At 37.0% G+C, this 24,590-nt stretch carries 21 protein-coding genes; 14 read left to right on the forward strand and 7 right to left on the reverse strand.

All coding sequences use genetic code 11. The features are described from left to right. The first annotated feature begins 13 nt into the window (after positions 1-13). The 11 genes from tsf (at position 14) to lpxB (ending at position 12,218) form a co-directional block, all read left to right on the forward strand. Positions 14-937 (forward strand): translation elongation factor Ts, encoded by a 924-nt coding sequence (gene tsf / locus ACFILH_RS01800; protein WP_375667271.1) that lies wholly within the window; start codon positions 14-16, stop codon positions 935-937. A 157-nt stretch (positions 938-1,094) separates the two neighbouring features. Then, the gene (gene pyrH, locus ACFILH_RS01805; RefSeq protein ID WP_273790666.1) at positions 1,095-1,814 is read left to right on the forward strand and encodes a UMP kinase; all 720 of its coding nucleotides are present in this window, start codon (positions 1,095-1,097) and stop codon (positions 1,812-1,814) included. 37 nt (positions 1,815-1,851) lie between these two features. Then, entirely contained in the window at positions 1,852-2,412 is a 561-nt protein-coding gene (gene frr, locus ACFILH_RS01810; protein ID WP_273790667.1) for a ribosome recycling factor, read from the forward strand. A 724-nt stretch (positions 2,413-3,136) separates the two neighbouring features. After that, on the forward strand, positions 3,137-3,952 hold the full coding sequence (locus tag ACFILH_RS01815; RefSeq protein WP_273790668.1) for a phosphatidate cytidylyltransferase: 816 nt from the start codon (positions 3,137-3,139) through the stop codon (positions 3,950-3,952). A gap of 15 nt (positions 3,953-3,967) precedes the next feature. Then, complete coding sequence (locus ACFILH_RS01820; RefSeq protein ID WP_375631234.1) at positions 3,968-5,116, forward strand: RIP metalloprotease; 1,149 nt, start codon at positions 3,968-3,970, stop codon at positions 5,114-5,116. A gap of 211 nt (positions 5,117-5,327) precedes the next feature. Next, on the forward strand, positions 5,328-7,724 hold the full coding sequence (gene bamA, locus ACFILH_RS01825) for an outer membrane protein assembly factor BamA (protein WP_273790670.1): 2,397 nt from the start codon (positions 5,328-5,330) through the stop codon (positions 7,722-7,724). Positions 7,725-7,789: 65 nt separating this feature from the next. After that, the gene (lpxD, locus tag ACFILH_RS01830) at positions 7,790-8,836 is read left to right on the forward strand and encodes a UDP-3-O-(3-hydroxymyristoyl)glucosamine N-acyltransferase (RefSeq protein WP_273790671.1); all 1,047 of its coding nucleotides are present in this window, start codon (positions 7,790-7,792) and stop codon (positions 8,834-8,836) included. Between the two features lies 1 nt (position 8,837). Then, entirely contained in the window at positions 8,838-9,305 is a 468-nt protein-coding gene (gene fabZ, locus ACFILH_RS01835) for a 3-hydroxyacyl-ACP dehydratase FabZ (protein WP_273790672.1), read from the forward strand. A gap of 24 nt (positions 9,306-9,329) precedes the next feature. Continuing rightward, the gene (gene lpxA, locus ACFILH_RS01840) at positions 9,330-10,154 is read left to right on the forward strand and encodes an acyl-ACP--UDP-N-acetylglucosamine O-acyltransferase (protein WP_273790673.1); all 825 of its coding nucleotides are present in this window, start codon (positions 9,330-9,332) and stop codon (positions 10,152-10,154) included. Positions 10,155-10,156: 2 nt separating this feature from the next. Further along, positions 10,157-11,029 (forward strand): LpxI family protein, encoded by an 873-nt coding sequence (locus ACFILH_RS01845; RefSeq protein ID WP_273790674.1) that lies wholly within the window; start codon positions 10,157-10,159, stop codon positions 11,027-11,029. Continuing rightward, positions 11,022-12,218, forward strand: a complete 1,197-nt coding sequence (gene lpxB, locus ACFILH_RS01850; protein WP_273790675.1) for a lipid-A-disaccharide synthase — start codon at positions 11,022-11,024, stop codon at positions 12,216-12,218. Before ACFILH_RS01845 ends, lpxB begins: the two co-directional genes overlap by 8 nt. A 20-nt stretch (positions 12,219-12,238) precedes the next feature. Here lpxB and ACFILH_RS01855 read toward each other — a convergent pair whose 3' ends face one another. The 7 genes from ACFILH_RS01855 to gltX all read right to left on the reverse strand — a co-directional run bounded on the left by ACFILH_RS01855 (position 12,239) and on the right by gltX (position 20,167). Then, positions 12,239-13,012 carry an amino acid ABC transporter ATP-binding protein gene (locus tag ACFILH_RS01855; RefSeq protein WP_273790676.1) on the reverse strand — a complete coding sequence of 258 codons (774 nt, stop codon included), beginning with the start codon at positions 13,010-13,012 and terminating at the stop codon, positions 12,239-12,241. Positions 13,013-13,091: 79 nt separating this feature from the next. Beyond that, complete coding sequence (locus tag ACFILH_RS01860) at positions 13,092-13,799, reverse strand: ABC transporter permease (RefSeq protein WP_273790677.1); 708 nt, start codon at positions 13,797-13,799, stop codon at positions 13,092-13,094. Then, positions 13,796-14,518, reverse strand: coding sequence for an ABC transporter permease (locus ACFILH_RS01865; protein ID WP_273790678.1), 723 nt, complete (start codon positions 14,516-14,518; stop codon positions 13,796-13,798). Before ACFILH_RS01865 ends, ACFILH_RS01860 begins: the two co-directional genes overlap by 4 nt. Positions 14,519-14,597: 79 nt before the next feature. Next, positions 14,598-15,350 (reverse strand): transporter substrate-binding domain-containing protein, encoded by a 753-nt coding sequence (locus ACFILH_RS01870; protein WP_375631231.1) that lies wholly within the window; start codon positions 15,348-15,350, stop codon positions 14,598-14,600. 339 nt (positions 15,351-15,689) lie between these two features. Continuing rightward, complete coding sequence (locus ACFILH_RS01875) at positions 15,690-16,442, reverse strand: transporter substrate-binding domain-containing protein (protein ID WP_273790680.1); 753 nt, start codon at positions 16,440-16,442, stop codon at positions 15,690-15,692. A gap of 736 nt (positions 16,443-17,178) precedes the next feature. Further along, positions 17,179-18,474, reverse strand: coding sequence for a citrate synthase (gene gltA, locus ACFILH_RS01880; RefSeq protein WP_273790681.1), 1,296 nt, complete (start codon positions 18,472-18,474; stop codon positions 17,179-17,181). 262 nt (positions 18,475-18,736) lie between these two features. Then, complete coding sequence (gene gltX / locus ACFILH_RS01885) at positions 18,737-20,167, reverse strand: glutamate--tRNA ligase (RefSeq protein WP_375667272.1); 1,431 nt, start codon at positions 20,165-20,167, stop codon at positions 18,737-18,739. Positions 20,168-20,278: 111 nt separating this feature from the next. Between gltX and ACFILH_RS01890 the strand changes: the two genes are divergently transcribed. The 3 genes from ACFILH_RS01890 (at position 20,279) to ACFILH_RS01900 (ending at position 24,401) form a co-directional block, all read left to right on the forward strand. Next, positions 20,279-22,537: a ComEC/Rec2 family competence protein gene (locus ACFILH_RS01890; RefSeq protein ID WP_375667273.1), complete on the forward strand. Its 2,259-nt coding sequence runs from the start codon at positions 20,279-20,281 to the stop codon at positions 22,535-22,537. A 482-nt stretch (positions 22,538-23,019) separates the two neighbouring features. Continuing rightward, positions 23,020-23,724 (forward strand): ribose-5-phosphate isomerase RpiA, encoded by a 705-nt coding sequence (rpiA, locus tag ACFILH_RS01895; protein WP_273790684.1) that lies wholly within the window; start codon positions 23,020-23,022, stop codon positions 23,722-23,724. Between the two features lie 107 nt (positions 23,725-23,831). Continuing rightward, on the forward strand, positions 23,832-24,401 hold the full coding sequence (locus tag ACFILH_RS01900) for a DUF2059 domain-containing protein (RefSeq protein WP_375643542.1): 570 nt from the start codon (positions 23,832-23,834) through the stop codon (positions 24,399-24,401). Positions 24,402-24,590 lie beyond the last annotated feature (189 nt).

Below are 24,590 nucleotides of genomic sequence, written 5' to 3' on the forward strand. Positions count from 1 at the left end.
TAAAGAGGCAAATATGAGCATTACTGCTGCACAAGTAAAAGAACTTCGAGAACTATCTGGCGCTGGTATGATGGACTGTAAAGCCGCTCTAGCAGAGACTAATGGTGATATGGAAGCTGCTGTTGATTGGCTTCGTAAAAAAGGAATAGCTAAAGCAGATAAAAAGGCTGGTCGTACAGCAGCTGAGGGATTAATCGGAGTCGTATCAAAAGATTCACATGCAGTTTTGGTTGAGATTAATTCTGAAACAGATTTTGTTGCACGCAATGATGGATTCCAAGACATTGTGCGTAAAGTAGCAACTGCTGCCTTAGATACGCCAGGGGATGTTGAATCTGTTTCTGTTTCTCTTTATCCAGGCTCTGAGAAGACTGTAGAGCTTACGATTAAAGATGCAATTGGTACAATTGGCGAAAATATGACATTTCGTCGTTCCGCTAAATTGTCTGTTGAGAATGGTGTTGTTGCGACTTATATACACAATAGTGCGGCTGATGGGCTTGGAAAACTTGGTGTTTTGGTTGCAATTGAAACAACAGGAAATAAGGAAGCTGCTCTTGCTTTTGGTCGGCAGGTCGCGATGCATATTGCGGCAACCAATCCATTAGCACTTACAGCACAAGATGTTGATGCTGCTGCTGTTGAGCGTGAAAAAGCAATTTTTTCAGATCAAGCACGTCAGTCTGGAAAACCTGAAAATATCATTGAAAAAATGGTAGAAGGACGTATGCGTAAGTTTTTTGAAGAGGTTGTTTTGCTTTCTCAAGCTTTTGTTATGAATCCTGATATAACTGTTGAGGCCGCTTTAAAGGATGCTGAGAAATTAATTGGTGCTCCAGCAAAAATTACAGGCTTTATTCGTTTTGCATTAGGTGAAGGTGTGGAAAAAGAGGAGTCTGATTTTGCTGCAGAGGTTGCTGCTGCTGTAAAAGGCTAGTTATTGCAAACTCTTGAACAGAGATTTAAAGTCATATCGTTGGTTGTAGAATCTCTGAGGGGAACAATGTAATTGTTGAGAGGGCGTCACGTGAAAAAAGTGGTGCCCTTCGTGATGTCAAAAGCAAAAAGTAAATAGGCTTTTGGGGAGATTATTAATGGCATTAGCACTTCCGTATAAACGTATTCTTTTAAAGGCTTCTGGTGAAGCTCTTATGGGAGGGCAGAATTTTGGCATTGATGTTTCTGTTGTAGACCGTATTGCCGCTGATATTGCAGAAGTGCGCACAATGGGGATAGAAGTTGCGGTTGTTATCGGTGGGGGAAATATTTTTCGTGGCGTTGCTGTTGCTTCGCATGGTGGGGACCGAGTGACAGGTGATCATATGGGAATGCTTGCAACTGCTATTAACTCTTTAGCATTGCGAACATCTTTGACAAAATTAGGGGTTGAAACTGTTGTACTCTCTGCGATTGCTATGCCACAAATTTGTGAAAGTTTCTCGCAACGTAAAGCAATAGCTTATATGAATCAGGGAAAAGTTGTTATTTTTGCAGGTGGTACAGGAAATCCATTTTTTACCACTGATTCTGCTGCTACTTTACGTGCAGCAGAAATTGGTGCGGATGTCCTTCTTAAAGGAACACAAGTTGATGGTATTTATTCAGCAGATCCAAAAATAGACCCTACGGCTAAGCGTTTTGACCAATTAACACATGTTGAAGTTTTGCAATGGGGATTATCTGTTATGGATTCAACGGCGGTCACTTTAGCACGTGAGAACAATGTACCGATTATTGTGTATTCCATTCATGAAAAAGGCGGTTTGGCTAAGGTCTTGAATGGAACAGGACGCTTTACAATAGTATCGGAATAAGGGTAAGCTTCAAAGGACAATTGAAGGAGACAGAAATATGAATGTTACATCAATTATGGATGATCTGAAACGTCGCATGGATGGTGCCATTACGGCTTTTAAACATGAATTAGGTGGTTTGCGGACTGGACGTGCATCGGCCAGTTTATTAGAGCCGTTGACCGTTGAATCTTATGGTTCTGTTGTGCATATAAATCAGGTTGCTAATATTTCTGTTCCCGAACCTCGGATGCTTTCTGTTTCTGTATGGGATAAAACGATGGTCGGAGCTGTAGAGCGCGCTATTCGCGATTCTGGTCTTGGTTTAAATCCCATAACTGATGGTACGAATCTACGTATTCCTTTGCCTGAGTTGAATGAAGAGCGCCGTAAAGAACTTGTAAAAATTGCGCATCACTATGCAGAGCAAGCGCGTGTTGCTACACGTCATGTCCGTCGGGATGGTCTGGACAATTTGAAAAAGTTAGAAAAAGATGGTGAAATTGGACAAGATGAAGCCCATAGTTTGTCTGAAAAAGTTCAAAAACTCACAGATGAAACTATTGCTGATATTGATAAAATTTTAGCCGTAAAAGAATCTGAAATTATGCACGTTTAAGACGGTTTTGTCGCTAGAAAAAGGATGTTATACTCCCAAGCCTGTAAATTGTTTCTAGGGATAATAGGAGGGGTGGTGTGTTCTGTGATAGCAAGGTGTGATGCAGGAAGGTATTCTATCATTTTGATATGGGAGAGACTGATTTGAAAGGGCAGATGTTTAAATTTTTTAATCTGCGTGGTAAATCATGCCCTTTGCTGGAAGACACTATTTAACAGCATAGTGTGGGCTTTTAGTTGAGTACGTCTTTGTTAAACTGCATAATGAAAGCATTATTAGAAATTATTCAAATATTCTAAGATGAAGGTTGGGGAAAGAATATTAAGCCTAACCTTTCTCTTATTTCTCATTATAAAACATGTGGGTATGATCGATCAAGCAGATGTTATGTGGCATAATTCGTTTTTTAATGACGAATAGTTGATAGAAAAGTGTTTTTATACGAAACCTATATTAGTTAATTTGTATGGGGCAGAGGTAGCTGCTTTTTCATTTTATATTTGAGAAAATATTAAAAAAATATTTAGGATTAATCTTGACTGAGATTTTTGAAGCTGTTTTCATTGATTATTAGTCTCATAAGCGCTATCTTAGTAGACTGAATTATTTATGATAAATTATAAGAGAAATTATACAGGTATGAGATAAAAACACTGCGTAGGGGAATTTTTCTTGCGTTAATTTCAGGGCTTGTATTTTCTATTTTTATTGTTTGGATGTTGTTTTGTCTAATTTGGTTTATCGTATTCTGACAGCTTTTGTTTTTGGCGTTATTGCGTTGTATCTAACATGGTTGGGAGGAAACTTCTTTTTTTTATTTGTATGGTGTATTGGCGGTTTTGTTCTTTATGAGTGGATGAGTATTACTAAAGAGAAGTGGTGTGTTTTACAAAAAATATTAGCAAGTATCTTTTACTTGATCTTTGGCTTTTTTTTAGTGTTGAGTGTATCTGCTCCGTTGATTTTTTGTGTTTTAATCGTTTTGGCTGCGGTGTTGGCTATTATATCTATAAAAAAGAGTGGTTGGGTTTTTTGTGGTTTTTTATATGCATCTTTTCCTGTTGTTGCTTTATGCTTTCTACGGGATCATGAAATGTTGGGGTTCCAAGTTGTTATTTTCTTATTTACGATAGTGTGGGGAACAGATATTGGTGGTTATTTTATCGGACGTGCATTAGGGGGCCCTAAATTAGCACCACAATTTTCTCCTAATAAAACATGGTCAGGAGCACTTGGTGGTACATTTGTCGGAGTTTTCGGTGGTATATGGGTTGCTTTTGGATTTTTTGATATAAATTTAGCTAGTTTTTTTGTGCCACTCCTTACACTTGTTTTATCAATTGTTTCACAATTGAGTGATTTAGGGCAATCGTGGCTCAAAAGACGGTTTTCTGTTAAAGATTCTAGTTCTTTATTGCCTGGACATGGTGGTTTTATGGATCGTATAGATGGATTGGTAGGGGCAGCTTTTCTTCTTTATTTAATTGGTTCATTTATGTCTGATATGGATGCGCCTTTTAATCTTTTTAGTATGATCTAATTGGGAGAAGATCGTTTGGAACTTTTAAATCATATCGTCACTATGGGTGATTTTCTTTTAAGAAGTTTGAGTATTCTTTTCATCATTATGATTATCATTTTTGTGCACGAATTTGGGCATTATCTCATTGGTCGGTGGTGTGGTATTAAGGCGTTAATTTTTTCGCTTGGATTTGGACCAGAAATAGCGAGTTATACAGATAAGCATGGCACGAAGTGGCGTTTAGCACTTATCCCCTTAGGAGGTTATGTAAAATTTGTTGGGGATGAGGAAAAAATCGATACGGAATCATTCCAATCATCTCTGATTGTTGATGGTTCATTTGCTAGTGCGCATGCTTGGAAAAAAGCAGCAACTGTTTTTGCCGGTCCTTTCTTCAATGCCCTTTTTACTGTTGTTATTCTAACATTTTTTTTCTTTATCTATGGTCGTGTAGCCATTGAGCCCGTTGTTGGTTCTTTGGTAAAAGATAGCCCTGCTCTTCAATCCGGTTTGGAATTAGGTGATCGTTTTGTTGAAATGGATGGACGACGGGTTGAAAGCTTTGAAGATTTGATGAATTATGTAGCTTTTCATGGAAGAGAACCCATAGAGTTTAAAATAGAACGCATGGGGCGAGTCTTTACAACGATGATTACCCCGAAAGTCGTTGAGCGAGATGATGGATTTGGTAATCGAACACGAAGTGCTATGATAGGTGTAGGTGTTCCTGTTGATTTAAATAATCCAGCACATTTAGATCCAACTTATATAAAACATATTCGCTATGGTTTTGTAACAGCTGTAAGAGAAGCGTCAGACCGTACTGTGTTTATCGCCACTCAAACTGTTCTTTTTATGAGTCGTTTAATAGGAGGAAAAGAGGATCGTTGTCGGCTAAGTGGACCTTCTAAAACCGTTAAAATTGCTTGGAAAGTGAGCGAGACAGGTTTTATCTCTTTGTTGAATTTGGCAGCTTTTCTTTCAATAAGTGTTGGGCTTATTAACCTTTTTCCGATTCTACCGCTTGACGGTGGGCATCTTTTATTGCATGTCATTGAGGTCATTACTGGGAGGAGAATATCTACCAAAATTCAGGGAATTGTTTTTCGTTTAGGTTTTTCCATTCTTCTCCTTTTTATGATCTTTGTCTTTTTTAATGATTATTTTTGTTGGTTTAGCTAATTAAATTATGGAAAACGCTTTATAAATTAAGTAATAATAGCAAAAACAAATTTAAGGTTGTTTACCATGTCTACAAAATGTTGTGGCGTTGTAGGTTATAATGAGTAATTAAGGAATGAAAAGTCTCGCTGTAAAGCTGTAAAAAGGTTGTTATGGCAGTTAGCTTTTTAAGGCATCATGTCCAAGGAACGAGAGTAAGGTAAAAAAGCCAATGACTACGAATTCAAAGTTTTTAAATGCAGCATCTGTATTGGTGTTAAAGATGGGGATGATTGCCCCAGCAACGGTTTTTATGTCAATTGCTGCGGTCGGAGAAATACAAGCGTCTGTAGTCCGCTCTATTGAGGTTCGTGGGAATAAGTTTGTAAGTTCTCAGGCGATTCGAGACAATATGGGGATTAAGGTTGGGCAAGGTGTTTCCAGTGGTGATGTTGATAGTGCTGTGAAGAACCTTTTCGAATTGGGTTTATTTTATGATGTTAAAATAAATCCGGTGGGTGATAAATTGGTTGTATTCGTAAAAGAATATGAGGTTGTCAATCAAATATTGTTTCAAGGAAATAAATCTTTTAAAGACCCAGATCTTAAGCGGTTTATTTCTTTAAAACCGAATGAGCCTTTTAATTCTGCTAAGCTTTCTGCTGATATAAATACAATTCGTGAGGCTTATAAAACTCTTGGTCGTAATAATATCACTGTTAACGTTCAAACGATTAACCTTGGAAAAGGGCGGGTTAATGTGGTATTTAATGTCGTTGAAGGGAAAAAAACAAAGATTGGTGATATCACTTTTAAGGGCAATAGTGTCTTTGGAAGTCGCCGTTTGCGTGATGTGATTTCAACAAAAACTTCAGGAATTTTTTCGAAGTTGTTGGGAGGTGATGTTTACAGTGAAGAGCGCCTCGCTGTTGATGAAGAAGCTTTACGTCGCTTTTATTATAACCGTGGTTATGCAGATTTTCGTGTAGTCTCTTCTAAAGCAACTTTTGATGCAGCAAGCAATACGTATAAAATTTCTTTCGTTCTTGATGAGGGTGCGCTCTATAAAATTAGCGATATTCAGGTTGAAAGTGATGTTGATGGAATTGACGTTCAATCTGTGAAAAGGGTGCTTAAAACCCAGCCAGGTAATGTTTATAGTGCAGAAGATATTGAACAGTCTGTTGCAACTATTAATAACAAAGTTGCTGATTCGGGATATGCTTTTGCTAAAGTTGAACCGCGGGGAAATCGTAATTTAGCAAATCATACAATTTCAATTTTATATAATATTGAACAGGGTACACGTGCTTATATTCAACGTATTGATATACGTGGCAATGAGAAAACGCGTGATTACGTCATTCGCCGTGAGATTGATTTAAATGAAGGAGATGCTTACAATCAAACTTTACTACAGCGGGCGAAACGTCGTCTAGAAAGTTTAGGTTTCTTCAAAGCCGTTAATATTTCAATGGTTCCCACAGATCAATCTGACCAAGTTGTTTTGGTAATAGATGTCGTTGAAGCTTCAACAGGAGATCTCTCTCTTTCTGGAGGGTATACAACAGGGGGAACAAGTCCTGGTATGTCACTTGAAGTTTCTGTTACTGAACGTAATCTTGGGGGACGTGGTCAATATGTTCGTTTAGGATTAGGTGCGGGGCAAGAAAAATCTCGTAATTATAATTTATCATTTGTTGATCCTTATTTCTTAGGATATCGTTTATCTGCTGGCGTTGATGTTTTTCGTAGTACTTATCGTGCTGATAAAGCCTATGATGTACGGCAGACAGGTGGATCGCTGCGGTTTTCGTTACCTATTAATAATCAATTATCTGCTAATGTAGCTTATTCTTATGTGCAGGAAGAATATGATTTTGGCGGAGAGTATGATTTTGACAAAGAGGGTGACATAATAGAATTATATGGGAAATATTCTGGTGCGATTGTTCAAGCTGCAAAACACAGCCCTTGGAAACGTTCATCAATTAGTTATGGTTTCACCTATAATACGATTGATGATATGAGATCCCCCCATGATGGGTGGTACGTGCATCTGCTTCAGGAATATGCAGGGCTTGGTGGGAGTGCAAAGTTCTTGAAGACCACGGGTAAGGCGATGATGTACAAGACTCTTTCTGACCAGAAGGATATCGTTGGTTTGCTTTCCTTTGGGGGTGGTTATATCCATGAAGTAGGCAAAGAAGGTGTTCGTATTTTCGATATGTTTAAAGTAAATTCTGATATGATTCGAGGGTTCAAATATAATGGAATAGGTCCGCGCCAGGTTTCCAGTAAGGGTGAGGTTTATTTCTTGGGGGGAACGACATATATGAATGCGACTGCTGAAGTACAGTTTCCTATCCCTGTTGTGCCTGAAGGATTCGGGTTGCGCGGTGCTTTATTTGCGGATATTGCCACGCTTTATGGCAATAATTATAAAGCCGTTTTTCAGGGTGAACCGTCTGTTACCAATACCAAAAGTGCTTGGCGTTCATCTGCAGGTGTGAGTTTGATGTGGGATTCTCCGTTTGGTCCTTTGCGTTTTGATTATGCTTGGCCAATAACGAAGCAGGAAGGTGATCGTTTGCAACAATTGAACTTTGGTATTTCTACGAAGTTCTGATTTGAGCGATTTTAAGAAGGAAAAATTTGAAGAGAATAGCTTAAGCTGGGAGAGAAAGTGTTTTGATGGCGGATACATTTTTTTTTACGCCGTCCCGACGATTGACAGTTGCAAATGCTGCTGAGTTGACGGGTGCAAAGCTTCTTAATCCAGAGTTTTCTCATAAAGTTATCAATACTCTTTCTTCACTTGAGAGTGCGGTGGAAGGTTCGCTTGTTTTTGTAGAGCATCGGAAGTTTTCTGATGCTTTACTGGACAGTTCTGCTGTTGCTGTTTTGTGTACGAATGAGATTGTTTTTAAAGTTCCCGAAACTATGGCAATTTTGGTGACATCCACACCACAGCGTGACTTTGCTCAGATTGGTCGTATTTTGTTTCCAGATTCTGTCAAGCCAATGCCTTGGTTGGGGCAGAAGGGGATTTCATTACATGCGCATATTCATCCAACGGCTAAGTTGGCACATGATGTGTGTATTGAAGCTGGAGCTGTTATTGGTAAAAATGTTGAGATTGGTGCAGGAACTCTTATTTCATCCACAGCTGTTATCGGTGAAAATTGCCGTATTGGATGTGACTGCTATATTGCTCCTAAGGTAACAGTTCAGTGTTCTATAATAGGTGATAAGGTTCAGCTTTATCCTGGCGTTTGCATTGGACAAGATGGTTTTGGTTATGTTGGAGGTGGAGTTGGAATCGAGAAAATTCCACAGCTTGGTCGTGTTATTATTGAGGATGGTGTAGAAGTTGGTGCGAACACGACAATTGATCGTGGGACATTTCAAGATACTGTTATTGGTGAAGGAAGCAAGATTGATAATCTTGTACAAATTGCCCACAATGTAAAAATTGGCCGCTATTGTCTTATTGCCGCTCAATGTGGCATTGCGGGAAGTACATCTATAGGGGATATGTCTCAGCTTGGCGGAAGTGTGGGAGTAGCTGATCACATCATAATAGGTAAATCTGTTCAGATTGCTGCTCGTAGTGGTGTTATGAATGACATTCCGGATGGCGAAAAATGGGGAGGTAGTCCAGCGCGACCATTTAAACAATGGTTTCGTGAAGTAGCGGCGTTGCGCAGTATGGGAAAAGTTAAAAAGGAGAAACGCTGATATGATCAGCAGTGAAAAAACTAAAAACTTAGAGGCTGTCGATATTGAAAAACTATTATCAATATTACCGCACCGTTATCCATTTTTATTGATTGATCGTATCGTTGATATTGATGGTGAACAAGAAGCGATTGGTATTAAAAATATAACGATTAATGAGCCACATTTTACGGGACATTTTCCCGCAAAGCCTGTTATGCCTGGAGTTTTGATTTTAGAAGCTATGGCACAAACGGCAGGAGCAATAGCACTTTTAAATTTAGGCAATAAGCAAACAAATTTAGTTTACCTTATGACGGTTGATAATGCGAAATTTCGTAAGCCGGTTATGCCTGGTGATCAGCTCAAGATTCATGTTCAGCTTTTGAAAAAAAGATCTGGTATGAGACGTTTTTCATGTGTTGCAAAAGTAGAAGATGTCCGCGTCGCTGAAGCAGAAATTGCTGCGATGATTGTCGAAGAAGAATAAACGATATTTGATGGGAATTTAAAAATGTCCGGTACGAAAATCCATCCAACTGCTCTTGTGGAGAAGGGAGCGCAGCTTGGTGAGAATGTACGCGTTGGACCATTTTGCCATATTAGTTCAGAGGCTGTTATTGGTGATGAATGTAGTTTGACAAGTCATGTTGTAATAATGGGAAAGACAACATTAGGAGCCAAGAGTAAAGTATTTTCTCATGCTGTTTTGGGGGCAGATCCGCAAAATAATAAACATAAAGGAGGAGCTACAACTCTTTTTATTGGTAAGAATTGTACGATTCGTGAAGGTGTAACAATGCATAGGGGTTCCGATTCGAGTGTAGGAATGACAGTTGTTGGTGATAATTGCCAATTTTTTTGTTATGCGCATATCGCTCACGATTGTTATGTAGGCAATCATGTAACATTTGCCAATAACGCAATGATTGCTGGTCATGTCACTGTTGGTGATTATGTGATTATTGGTGGTGGTGCTGCTGTTCATCAATTTGTTCGTGTTGGACATCATGCATTTATCGGCGGCGTATCTGCACTGGTTGGTGATCTGATACCTTATGGAACAGCTGTTGGTGTGCAGGCAAAACTTGCCGGCCTCAATATTATTGGCATGAAGCGTGCAGGACTTGAGCGTCAAGATATTCATGCACTCCGTCATGCAGTTGCCATGCTTTTTGATCATAGCAAACCATTTAAAGAGCGTGTTAGTGATGTTGCTTCTTTTTATTCTTCTTCTCAGTCTGTTTCTGAAGTTGTTAATTTTATTAAAGAAGAAGGAAAGCGTTTTTATTGTACACCAAAATTTGAAGGTGATAAAATAAAAGAACATAAGGATTAAAAATGCCTATTTGGGGAGCCAGAAGTTTTCTTTCCGGCCGTACTGCTATTATAGCAGGAAATGGTGTTCTACCGATTACTGTTGCGCAGACTCTTGAGAAGAATGGAGAAAATCCTTTTCTTGTGCTTTTGCATGGTGAGGCAGATTCTGTTCTTTATCGCTATGAGCATTGCGAGCTATCAATTGTAGAGTTAGCGCGACTCGTTAAAATTTTAAAAGAGGCTGGTGTATATAATGTTGTTTTGGCAGGTGGTGTGAAAAAGCGTCCACTTCTTAAACAATTGCGACTGGACTGGACAACATTTTTAGCTCTTCCTAAGTTAATCGGAGCTTTGAAGAGGGGAGACGATGCGTTATTAAAAGCTTTTATACGGGTTATTGAAGCACACGGTTTTTGTGTTATCGGTGCTCACGAAATAGTCCCAGATCTTTTAGCTCCCATAGAATTTAATTTAACAGTACGGCGCGCTACTCCAAAAGAGAAAAAAGATATTTTTTTAGCAGTAGAAGCAGCAAAGCTTTTAGGTCAATTAGATATCGGGCAAGCCGTTGTCGTTGTCCAAGGAAGGGTGGTTGCTCTGGAGGGTGCTGAGGGAACTGATAATATGTTGTGGCGTGTTTGTGAAATGCGAGAAAGAGGGCAAATTCCCCTTAAAGGTGGCATTCTTGTAAAATGTGCAAAACCACAACAGGATAATCGCGTTGATTTGCCATCAATTGGGCCAGCGACAATAATAAATATTGCAAAGAGTGGTTTATCTGGTGTTGCGGTGGAGGCAAATAGAAGTCTAATATTATCGGTGAAAACAACAATAGAAAAAGCCAACAAATATTCTCTATTTATAGAGACATTTGAAAGGTTTGGTCATGAATAATTGTTTCTTAAAGATTGCTGTGGTTTCAGGTGAGGAATCTGGTGATTTACTTGGGGCCGATTTAATTACTTGTTTATCACAACAGATAGGATGCAATATTCATTTGATTGGTGTTGGGGGGAGGCATTTAAAGGCATTAGGTTTAAAAAGCTTTTTTGATTCCCATGATATTGCTTTAATAGGTTTAAAGGAAGTATTGAAAAAACTACCATTGTTGTTGCTACATATTCGCAATTTATCCAAATTTATTGCACAAGAACAACCTGATTGTTTAATTATTATTGATAGTCCTGATTTTACACATCGTATTGCAAAAAAGGTACGTGCTTTAGCGCCTTCTATTCCTATCATTAAATATATTGCACCAACCGTTTGGGCATGGAGGCCAGAGCGTGCAAAAGCTATGCGTGGATTTGTTGATCATGTTTTAGCGGTTTTTCCTTTTGAAGAAAAGATTATGCAAGATTTGGGAGGTCCTGCCACGACCTATGTTGGACATCGTCTTTTGACATATCCTCCCCTTTTGAGAGTTCAGTCAGAAAAAAAAAGCCAATTAGAACAAAGAAATTTGATCGATACACAAATATCATCGCCTACATTAGTTATTTTGCCAGGATCACGCAATTTAGAAATTCGTTCCTTAATGCCTATTTTTCGAGAAACAGTAGAGATTCTTGTACAACGTATTCCTCATTTACGTATTATTTTACCAACCTTACCTCATTTGGTAGATAGAATCCGTGATTTTGTGCAAGGCTGGAAAAGCAAGATAGAAATTGTCGTTGGTGAAGATGAAAAATGGCGTGCTTTTGCACAAGCAGATGTTGCTCTTGCGGCACATGGAACTGTTTCACTTGAATTAGCCTTAGCAAAAATTCCTATGGTTCTTTGCTATAAACTTGATCGTTTTTCTAAATTATTTATTTTTCCTAAAATGATGTTATGGAGTGCTGCTCTTCCAAATATTATTGCTGATAAGCCTATTGTTTCGGAATATTTGAATGAATTAATCCGTCCTGGTATGTTAGCAAGACAAGTAGAACAACTTTTGGCTAATCCTTTATTGCGACAGGCACAACTTGATGCCTTTGAGATGGTAGAACAGAAAATGAAAACTGAAGTACCATCAGGGGTTGTTGGCGCACAAACAATTATCGCTCTTTTAAAAAACAAGAATAAAATTGTATAAATAAAGCAATATTTTAATGATTAATATTTAATTTTAGCAAGAAAATTACAAGCACGTTGGCTTTTAGGATTGGTAAAAAATTCTTCAGAGGCTGTATCTTCAACAATTTTTCCATTTTCTAGAAAGAGTATTCTTTCTGAGACTTTACGTGCGAAGCCCATTTCATGGGTAACACAAAGCATTGTGATCCCTGTGTCGGACAATCGAGCCATCACTTCCAAAACTTCTCCCACACTTTCTGGATCAAGAGCAGAGGTTGGTTCATCAAAAAGCATGACTTCAGGTTCCATACAAAGTGCACGGGCAATCGCAACACGTTGTTGTTGCCCACCAGAAAGTTGTAAAGGATATTTTTCACAGTGTTTTTCAATACCAACATGTGTTAAGTAACGAATTGCCCGTTCTTGTGCTTGTTGTTTGGAAAGCCCTTGAACGGTCATAGGTGCTAAAATACAATTTTGTATAACGCTCATGTGGGGAAATAAATTAAAATTCTGAAAGACCATTCCTATCTTACGAAGAACTTTTTTTTGCTGTTGTATAGGAGCGGTATGGATATCAACGTTATGGATACAGATTGAACCTTTTTGTGCTTGTTCTAATTGATTAATACAACGAATTAACGTTGATTTTCCTGATCCGGATGGTCCACAAATAACGATATGTTCACCAGCTTGAACATTAAAGTTGATATCATGTAGGACCTGAAAGTTTCCATACCATTTATTTAGATTTTGAATAGAGATCACTGGTTTTTTATTGGGAGAGATCGATTTATTATTTTTCAAATTCATCTTATTTTATTCTTTCATTGATGAATAACGTGATTAATTCAACATTTTGGTTTGGTAAAGTTTTTTATGATCATTTTATTTAACGTAAATATCGAGTGAGGCGCTGTTCGATAAAAACAATAAAACGATGAATGAGTTCAACGATAAAGAGATAGATAAGAGCAGCCCAAACGTAAACTTGAAAATCAAAAGTCCGTGAATAAGTGAGTTTAGCAACTCCCATTAAATCATAAACAGTAATAAGTGAGGCAACAGCACTGGATTTAATCATTAAAATCAACTCATTTCCTAGGGGGCGTAATGCTACAATCATTGCTTGTGGAAGAATAACTCTAAAAAATGTGACAGAGTTGCTTAAACCTAAAGCTTTTGATGCTTCACGCTGTCCAGTTGTTACGGATAAAAAACTTCCTTTAAAGATCTCAGATTGATAGGCAGCAGAATTGAGTGTAAAAATAAAAAGACAACAATACCAGGCGTTTTGAAAAAACCACCATAGTCCCACCTGTTGCCAAAAACTATTCATTGAACCAAGCCCATAATAAAAAAGAAAGAGTTGAGCTAATAAAGGAGAGCCACGGAAAAAATAGACATAAGCATTTGCAAAATATTGTAAAAATGTATTCTTTGATAGACGAGCAAAAGCGATAAGCATACCAAGAAAAAGACCTAGAGAACAAGAGATAGAAACAAGCTCAACAGTAACAATAAAGCCATTAATAAATTTGGGTCCATAATGGCTTAAAAGATCAGGATTAAAAAGGAAATAAAGCCACTCAGGAATCATTGACCTAGCACCTTTTTATAGCCTATTTGAGTGTATGTTTCCAAATGGCGTAAGATTGCAGTAAAAACCGCTGAAAATAACAAATAGAGTAAGCATGCTACAAAATAAAATAGCATGGGTTTATTGGTAGCAGCGACAGCTAAATTCGTTTGTCGCATGAGGTCAACAAGCGCGATGGTAGAAACAAGGGATGTATCTTTCAGTAAAGTAAGCCAATTATTAGAAAGTCCTGGCAAGGCATTTCGGATGAGCTGAGGGAAGACAATACGAAAAAATGTGGTTGACCGTGAAAGTCCTAAAGCTTTAGCCGCTTCATATTGACCTTTATCAAAAATATTAAATGCTCCAAGCCAAACTTCACAAGAAAAAGCTGCAAGAACCATACTAAGGGCAAGAACACCAGCAACAAATGCATTGATACTGAACATGATTTCAAAATTAAAATAGTCAAATAAATTTTGAATAAGGCTTTGTAATCCGTAGTAAACTAAAAACAAAGTTAAAAGCTCTGGTAGCCCACGGAATACTGTTGAAAAGAGGCGTGCCATAGCTTTGGCCATCTTAATATTGGATCGAATCATCACTGCATTGAGAAGTCCTAGAGGAAATCCTAGAAAGCCACAACATAATGCCAATGACAAAGTCATTCCTGCACTGGAAAGTATAACCACTCCCCATCCACCATTGCTAAATGATAGCAATGCTAAATTTTCAATCATTCCTGTGTTCCTCATGAAAGAGTTCGATAATATTTTTTAGCAATAACCAGTAGGTTTCATTTAAATATCATATCGATATTTAATAAACATCACCTGTAAAATACTTTCTCATAATTTTTTCATAAGTTCCATCCAAACGGATTTCTTTTAGCGCCTTATTGAACTTATTTTTAAGTTCATTATTATTTTGACGGACTGCAATTGCAATAGGAAATCTTGTTTCTTCTAGAGTTCCCAAGAGGAGACAGCAATCTTTTCCTTCATTTTTAAGCCAATTTAATGCTTGTAATTTATCAACAATAATCACATCAAGTCGATGATTTAAAAGGTCACGATTCACTTCTATTGTGGAAGGGTAGAGTTTGATTTTCACCTCTTTAGAAGCATAATGATCTTCTGCATAGAAAGCTTGTGTTGTATTTGATTGCACACCAAGATTTTTACCTCTAAAGTCTTGTGTCGAGATTTCTTTAATTCCCGAAGCTTTGGTAACGATAACAGCCAGTGCTGTATCGTAGTAAGGATCTGTGAAGTCAATTTTTTGTAAGCGCTCTTGTGTGAGAGAGAGGGAAGCAATGATAGCATCATATTTTTTTGCAATAAGTCCAGGGATCATTCCCTCGAAGTCTTGTGTAACAATAGTACACTCAACATTCATTTTTTTACAAAGTGCATAAGATATATCAATATCAAGTCCCTGCAATTTATTATTTGAGTCAATATAGCTAAAGGGAGGGTAGGTGCCTTCACTCGCAATTTTTAATGTTTTCGCATCAGCCAATTGGGTGAATAGTACGGCGCTTATTATAAGAGCTCCTGCTAATAATTTCATGATGTTCTCCTATTGGATAAGCGGGCAAATATGAAATCATTATGTTTTTATAATCTGTAAGCTTTTTTGGAGCAATTCAAAAATTTATTGATGCTTATTTTAGATCATTATGTTGGGCATTATTATCAAAAAATTAGATTTTGATACGATAAAAATACAACTTTATCGTTGTCATTAGATTCTATAAAGTGTTTAAATATTGAGGAACAATTAAAAATTATTTTGATAAATGTAAATTTTCTTATAGAAATGCCGAATTTCCAATTATACCTGCATGTCCAATAAAGAGTTAAAGATACTCCTTAAATATACAGATTGAATTTTAATTCATAGTGAGATCTAATCGATATCGAAAGTAAAATATTTTCTCATAATTTTCTCATAGGTTCCATCGGCGCGGATTTCTTCTATTGCTTTATTAAAACTGTTTTTAAGATCATTATTATTTTGACGGAGTGCAATTGCAATAGGAAAATTTGTTTTTTCTAGAGTTCCCAATAGGAGACAGCAGTCTTTTCCTTCATTTTCAAGCCAATTTAATGCTTTTAATTTATCAAAGATGATGATATCAAGCCGATGGCTTAAAAGATCACGATTAACTTCTGCTGCTGTAGGATAAAGTTTGATATTAACTCCTTCAGAGGCATAATGATCTTCCGCATATGCAGCTTGTGTTGTATTTGATTGTACACCAAGGTTTTTACCTCTAAAGGCTTGTGTTGAGATTTCTTTAATTTCCGAATTTTTGGTAACAATAACAGCGAGTGCTGTATTGTAGTAAGGATCTGTAAAATCAATTTTTTGTAAGCGCTCTTTTGTAGGAGAAAGGGAAGAAACAATAGCATCGTATTTTTTGGCAAGAAGACCGGGAATCATCCCCTCGAAGTCTTGTGTGACAATAGTACATTCAACATTCATTTTTTTGCAAAGAGCATAAGATATATCAATATCAAACCCTTGAAGTTCGTTATTTGAGTCAATATAACTAAATGGCGGATAAGAAGCATCGCTTGCAATTTTCAGCGTTTGAGAATTGGCCGATAGGGTAAATAGTGTCGCGCTTATTATAAGAACTCCTGCTAATAATTTCATTATGTTCTCCTATTAGATAAGCTGGCAAATATGAAACCATCATGAGTTTTTATAATCTGTAAGCTCTTTTGGAGCAATGTAAAAAATTTATCTTTGTTCATTTTGCTACCATTATGCTGGATATCATTATCAAAAAAATGATTTATTCTTATCAAGTATGGGAATAAAAAATACAGGAAAGAAGTACACCTCTTGTTGATTATATGATTTAATGATTTTACTTAAAAAAATCAATAATTTATCTTTAAAAGAAAAACTATTAACTTAAATACAAAGAAAATTTCAGCTCTTAACAGGACAAAATGTAAAGTATTTTTATTCGAATCTATTTGAAGAGGGATAAGAAGTTTTGGCATCTTAGAAAAGCACTTAATGTAAGCCTTTTGCAATTTTATCTGAAGAAGATAGAAAGAAAAATTCTGACATTGCTAGATTTTAATATGTAATAGGGCTTTTAAACATGGGGGAATGATAGGGAATACATTTCTATTAAAGATAATGAGGATTATAAGGTAAAATTTTCAATTTCTTTTTGCTAAATGTTTGGCTAATTCGCAGAAAAGTATTCTCAATTTCTTTACAGAGCTAAAACTTAGAATTTTTTAGTAAATTTTTATGATGATGTTATCTCTGTAGAAAGAGTTTTAAAATCACGTTTTATAAAAATTCTTAAAGGATGTTTTTTGATTACTCTCAATAAAGCTTCAGTAAATTGAAGCTTTATTGATCTCTTTTTTTAATTTGCACGTTCATCTATAGGAACATAGTCACGCATAGCATAGCCTGTGTAGAGTTGTCGAGGACGACCAATTTTTTGTGCAGGGTCTTCAATCATTTCTTTCCATTGTGCCACCCACCCGACACTGCGCGCCAATGCAAAAAGGACAGTAAACATTTCAGTTGGAAAACCTAGAGCTTTTAATGTAATGCCGGAATAGAAATCAACATTGGGATAAAGCTTTTTCTCAATAAAATATTCATCACTTAAGGCAATTTTTTCAAGCTCTATTGCAATATCAAGAAGAGGGTCATCTTGAATGTTGAGTTCTTTTAAAACTTTATGACAGGTTTTTTGCATGATTTTTGCACGTGGATCATAATTTTTATAGACACGGTGCCCAAAGCCCATAAGGCGGAAAGGATCATTTTTATCTTTTGCACGTGCAATAAATTCAGGAATTCTTTTAATAGAACCTATTTCTTGTAGCATTTTTAGACATGCTTCATTGGCACCACCATGTGCTGGTCCCCAAAGGCATGCAACTCCTGCTGCAATACAGGCAAACGGATTAGCACCCGAGGATCCAGCAAGACGTACCGTAGATGTAGAAGCATTTTGTTCATGATCTGCATGAAGGATAAAGATTTGATCCATCGCCCGAGCAAGCACAGGGTTTGTTTTATATTCTTCACAAGGAACTGCAAAGCACATATGGAGGAAATTTGCAGCATAATTAAGATCATTACGTGGATAAACAAATGCTTGTCCGATACTGTATTTATAGGCCATAGCAGCAAGCGTTGGAACTTTTGAGATAAGACGAACAGAAGCAATCATTCTCTGGTGAGGATCTGTAATATCAATAGAGTCGTGATAGAACGCAGACATAGCGCCAAGGCAGGCAACCATGACGGCCATAGGATGAGAATCACGACGGAAGCCATGGAAGAAGCGTGCAAACTGTTCGTGTACCATGGTATGCTGCATAATACATCGATCAAATTCATTTTTTTCTTGCTGTGTTGGGAGTTCACCATAAAGTAAAAGATAACAACTTTCGAGAAAGTCTCCTTTTTCAGCCAATTGATCAATAGGATAACCACGATAAAGCAATATACCTTTATCACCATCGATATAAGTAATTTTTGATTCACAAGAAGCTGTTGAAGTAAAACCAGGATCATAAGTAAAAATATCGGTTTTTTTGTAGAGAGAAGCAATTTCAATGACTTCAGGTCCACTCGTGCCTTTACGCAAGGGAAGCTCTACTTTTTTATCATTCACAATAATATATGCGTTATTCTCAGACATTCGGTATTCCTTTCAGATCCTTCACTTCTAAAAATTAAGACTCTGCTTCATCAGAGTGGGGGATGTATAACTGAAGCTTTTCTTACTTATATTAAGGGTAGATTGCCTCTAAAAGTGAGTACATGCAATCTAAAAATATTTCCTTATTGATCATTATTACTCAATAAGAAATGTATTTCAATGATATAACATAAAAAACTCTTTTAAGGCGCGTTGAGATATCTGTATAGATCCTTATTTGAGGAAATATACTCAGTGCACATCATGGGCATATTGTTGTGATAAGTTGGTCCTTGATGCGATGAAGGGATTCATCGCGTCCTAATAAAATAAGAATATCCAAAACACCTAGTGATGTTGCACATCCTGTAAGAGCTGCGCGAAGTGGTTGGGCGATAGATCCAAATTTGAGATTCTGTGTTTGGACACAAGAGCGAAGTGTTTCATCTAGAGTTTTTGTATCCCAAGAGGGGCACGCTTTCAGAGCAAGATAAAGATCGTTTAAAATGGTTTGTCCATTTTTATCTAAGAGCATTTGAGCTTTTTCATCAAGTTGTAAAGGTCGTTGCGTAAAAATGAAGGAGGCATTGTCAATCAGTTCGCACAGTGTTTTTGAACGTTCTTTCAAATGCGGGATTGCTTTTAAAAATTGAACACGGCGTTTTTCATCAAGTTTTTCAATAATTTGTGCTCCCCTATCGGTTTCTGGTAGAATATTAAGAGCGGCATCAAAAAGTTCTTGATCATTACTCATACGCATATAGTGTCCGTTGATGGAATCGAGCTTTTTGAGATCAAAACGAGCAGCACCTTTGTTAATATCCTCAATATCAAACCAAGAAATCATATCTTTAAGTGACATCAGTTCGTCATCACCATGACTCCAACCTAAACGGACAAGGTAATTGCGCAAAGCAGCAGGAAGATATCCCATTGTTCGGTAGGCATCAACACCGAGCGCACCATGTCGCTTTGATAATTTTGCACCGTTTTCACCATGGATAAGAGGAATATGGGCCATAACAGGAATATCCCATCCCATTGCTTTAAAGATAATCGTTTGTCGGGCTGCGTTGGTAAGATGATCGTCACCACGTATAATATGTGTGATGCCCATATCATGATCATCAACGACAACAGCATGCATATAGGTAGGCGAACCATCAGAACGCAAAATAATGAAGTCATCGAGATCTTTATTGGGAAAACGGACATCACCTTGAACACGATCATGTACAATCGTTTCTCCATCTTGAGGGGCTTTGATGCGAATAACAGGCTTAACACCTTTAGGAGCTTCAGAACTATCACGGTCGCGCCAACGTCCATCATAACGTGGTGGGCGCCCTTCTGCACGGGCTTTTTCACGCATTTCAGCTAACTCTTCAGGTGAAGCATAACAATAATATGCTTTACCATTCTTGACCAACTGTTCAGCGATTTGGCGGTGACGTTCTGCACGTTCGAATTGCGAAATAGGGGCGCCATCGTAACTAAGACCCATCCAGTGCAAGCCATCTATAATGGCTTTTACAGCTGCTTCTGTTGAACGCTCTCGGTCTGTATCTTCAATTCGTAAAAGCATTTTTCCACCGGTATGTTTTGCATAAAGCCAATTAAAAAGAGCAGTACGAGCACCACCAATATGAAGGAAGCCAGTGGGTGAAGGGGCAAAACGAGTAATAACAGACACGAATATTTTCCTTTAAACTAAGATATTACTTATGGAATTTTATAGAAAAGTCATGTTAGCATAAGTGATGGGGCGTGCAATAGCCGTATTGCGAGTTAAAGTGGGGGACTGATGTTTTATAAAAGTAAAGAGGGTTTATCCGAAAAATCTGTTACAGAAGGAAAAAAGCCATGTCAGATAGGGCAGAGTGTTTTTTCTAGATATGATGATGCAAAGAACGGTAGCTATAACCAACAAAAAATTTTTTTATTGACACTCTTAAAAGAAGTAATCATTTTTTTTCGCAAATGGTTAGAAGATTGTATCAATAAAGAAGTTTCTTTTGGTATCCTTTTTTCGCTGATTTTAGTCTTTTTTGCCCTAGGAATCATTTTCTATTTTCATTTAGAGTGGGAACCAAGTTGGGGACAATTGGGGGCGTTGGTCAGTATTTTTCTGGGAATATTCTATGTTGCACGTTTTTATCGAAAAATATGGATTCCCGTGGGGTTTCTGTTTTGTATTATATTGGGTGCTTTAGCGGCAAAAATAGAAACGTGGCGTATTGCAACACCCATGCTAAGCAGTGACATTGTCACTACATTGACGGGAAGAATTGTTTCTATTGAGTCAGGTGCCAAAGGAGGATTTCGTTTAGTTTTGGAGATTTTGAATACAGAAAATCCTGTATTACGACATAGTCTTCATCGTGTTCGTTTATCGGCAAGATATTTGCCATCTGGCTTAGCGATTGGTGATGGACTGCATGGAAAAGTTAAGATTCGTGCATTCTCTGGGCCTGTGCGTCCAGGAGGCTACGATTTTAGTTTTCATAATTATTTTAAAAGAATTGGAGCACAAGGCGTTTATTTAGAAAAACCAAGAAAAATATTCGTTTCGCAGCCTGATGGAATATTCGCTATCATTCTACAGAAAATTGAAAATTTACGCACGAAGATGACACAAAGAATCCATATAGCCCTTGAAGGAGAAAAGGGGAGTGTTGCAGCTGCCCTCATAACAGGGCAGCGTGCTGGTATTTCAAATGAGACAAATGAAGCATTACGTACAGCTGGATTAGCTCATATTTTATCAATATCAGGTTTACATATGGCGTTGTTAAGCGGCATAGTTCTTTTGAGTATCCGTAGTTTTTTAGCATTTTTTCCAGTTTTTTCTTCCTATTATTCCAGTAAAAAATTTGCTGCTATCGTTGCTTTTATGATAACAGCTTTTTATTTGTTATTGTCGGGCTTAGCAATATCAGCGCAAAGAAGTTTTGTGATGATTGCTGTTATGTTGGTTGCTATATTGTGTAATCGCTCTGCTATAACAATGCGTAATTTTTCCATTGCAGGGTTGATAACTCTAGCGATGACACCCCATGAAATATTAGGTCCTAGCTTTCAAATGTCCTTTTCTGCGACTGCTGCTTTGATCGCTTTTTTTGATTGGTGGAGTGGAAGATCATTTTTTCGTAAAAGAAAAACAACTCCCTCTTATGTTGGAGGAGGAGTGATAAATTTTGTTTTCTCATCGATGCTTTCAACATGTGCTTCTTCCTTTGTTGCAGGGAGTGCAAGTGGAATTTATGCTGCTTATCATTTTTCTAATATGGCATCTTTGAGCATTATTAGTAATGCTTTTGCTTTGCCTGTCATCTCAATTTTTGTCATTCCCTTTGGATTAATCGCAGTTCTTGCAATGTTAGGAGGATTCGAATGGCTTCCTCTTCAAATTATGGGTTTTGGAGTTGATCTTGTAATAAAGATTGCACATGCTATCAAGGCTATTTCTCCTGATTTGAATCCTGGTTTTATGCCGTTATCAGCGTTAGTTTTATTGAGTATAGGCTTGGTTGGACTGACTTTTTGCAAAACACCCATCCGACTCTTTTTTAGTTTGTTTATTTTGACAGGTATTTCTATTTGTGTAATGCATTCACCTGTACAACTGATTATAGCAGATAATATGCGTCTCGTGGGCGTTATCCATGATAAAAAATTATATATCGATCGTTACCATATTTCTAAGTTCACGACATCCATATGGAAAAAGTCATTTCGTGTGAATGAAACGATTAAACCAACAAAATATGGTCCTTCGTTGCACGGACAATTTATTTGTGATTATCATGTATGTACATCTTTATTGGATAATGGATTAAAAGTGATCGTTTTACAGAGAGAAACAGATCAATGTGTAGAGGCAGATATTCTCATTCAGACATTTGTGATGCATAATCCAACTTGTTACAAGAAGGCAAAAATAATATTTATGCCTCAACAATTGTTATCACGAGGAAGCGTTATGATGACCAAAGGTGGAGATATTATTTGGTCTTCTCTAGGGTTTCATAGACCATGGAATATGCACAGACAGCATTCATAAAAACATATAATCGGTCATATTTTGCTTCACATTTGGATAATGACAAAACAAAAAATAACAGAAGACTTTTCTCATAATATTTTACGGTATTTAGATTGGTAATTTTATCAACGTCATTGAAACGAGATAATAATCTACAGTTTTCTAGAAATAGATGATTTTTTATATCTGATCATTTTAATTTTTTCAAAAAAATTGATATGTGCATCTTTGTGCATCCTATTGATAGCACAAGATAAATCAAAAATTCTTATTGAATGAAAAAAATGCTAACAAATCTTCTCAAAGAAATAAAAAAGATAATTGTTGATTATTCTATTTTATTCTTATCATATATTTCTATAACGGGTAACATCTCTTCAAGCAAAAGATGATGGTAAATTTAAATAGATTGCGTCAAGAGGTTATCTTTTATTATCATTATTATCGGTGGTAATAGGGGTGATAAATGCTGCTTATACGGATAGAAGGCAAAGTCATTCATGAATGTTCAGCAGTTAAAAAAAATGGCAGCTATTAAAGCGCTTGAGTTTGTTGAAGATGGTATGCGGCTTGGTATCGGATCTGGTTCGACAGTCAATGAATTTATTCGTCTTCTAGGTGAGCGTGTTGCGGATGGTTTGCGTGTGACTGGTGTTGCTACTTCAAGATATTCTGAACAACTCTGTCATAAGTTTGGAGTGCCTGTTAGCACTTTAGAACAAATACCTGAGCTGGACCTTGATATTGACGGAGCAGATGAAATTGGTCCTGAGATGATGCTCATTAAAGGGGGAGGGGGAGCATTGTTGTATGAAAAAATTGTAGCATCGGCATCTCGTGCAATGCTTGTCATTGCGGATGAAACAAAGGTGGTAAAAAGACTTGGTGCTTTTGCACTACCAATTGAAGTTAATCCATTTGGTATCCACACAACATGCAGAGCCATTGAAAAAGTCGCTGATGATTTAGGGCTTTCTGGGAAAATTTCATTGCGAATGAATGGAAAAGATCCTTTTGAAACAGATGGTGGCCATTTTATTCTTGATGCATTTTGGGGCTGCATTTTGCAACCAAAACCATTATCGGATGCACTTCTTGCTATTCCTGGTGTTGTTGAGCATGGCCTTTTTTTGGGGTTGGCTTCACGTGCAATTGTCGCTATGGCTGATGGTCAAATAAAAGTTTTAGAACCGTTTGATTTTTAGAAAAGGCATTTACATGATGATATGTTAGCACAGTAAATAAAGGGTCTTAAAGATTTTAGGTAGAATAACGAATTAAAATTATAATTAGCTATCGGGGTAATCATTAAATGAAAATAATATTTTCTTTTCAGCGTTTTGTCGTATATTTTAGTGTAATTGCTATTTTTTTTGTAAATGTTGGAACGGTTTATGCACAAGGTGTGAGTGATCAACATTTGGATTCAGCGCGAAAGGCAATCAGAGCTATTCATGCAACGGATCAATTTGATAGTTTTTTACCAAATGCGGTCCATGATTTCAAAAATGAACTGATCAGCGATGATCCGAATTTAGCAACAGCTATTTCTGATATTGTTGATAAGCAGGCGCTTGCTTTAATTAAAAGGCGCTCTGATCTAGAAAAAGAGATTGCTCATGTATATGCAAAATATTTTACTCAAAAAGAGCTTGATGCGATAACAACATTTTATAATTCTGATACCGGTAAAAAGTTTTTGACAGAAGTCCCCAATATTGCACGTGATTCTTATTCAGCATTTGATATATGGCGTACTGCTCTTATGCGGGATCTTGTAGAAAATGTGAAAAAAGAGATGTCTGAAACACTTAATTTGAATAATTCTACTATGCCTACAAATATGCCAATAAAATCAGAATCTTCAGAAAATAAAAAATAGCTTGATCGATATCATGACAACAATGGGCAATTTCTGATTTTTTTAATAGCGGCGGTTTTCCCGCCGTTTTTAATATTTTAATGAGAGTAGGTCTTTTTAGAATACTGCTTTATAAAAAATGCTTCTTCAAAAGAAAAAAAGACTTTCATTTGATAATAAAAGACCTTAGCCTATTCTTGCAGCTATATA

Origin of the sequence: Bartonella sp. CL435QHHD (genome assembly GCF_042195095.1) — a bacterium.
Lineage (GTDB): Bacteria > Pseudomonadota > Alphaproteobacteria > Rhizobiales > Rhizobiaceae > Bartonella.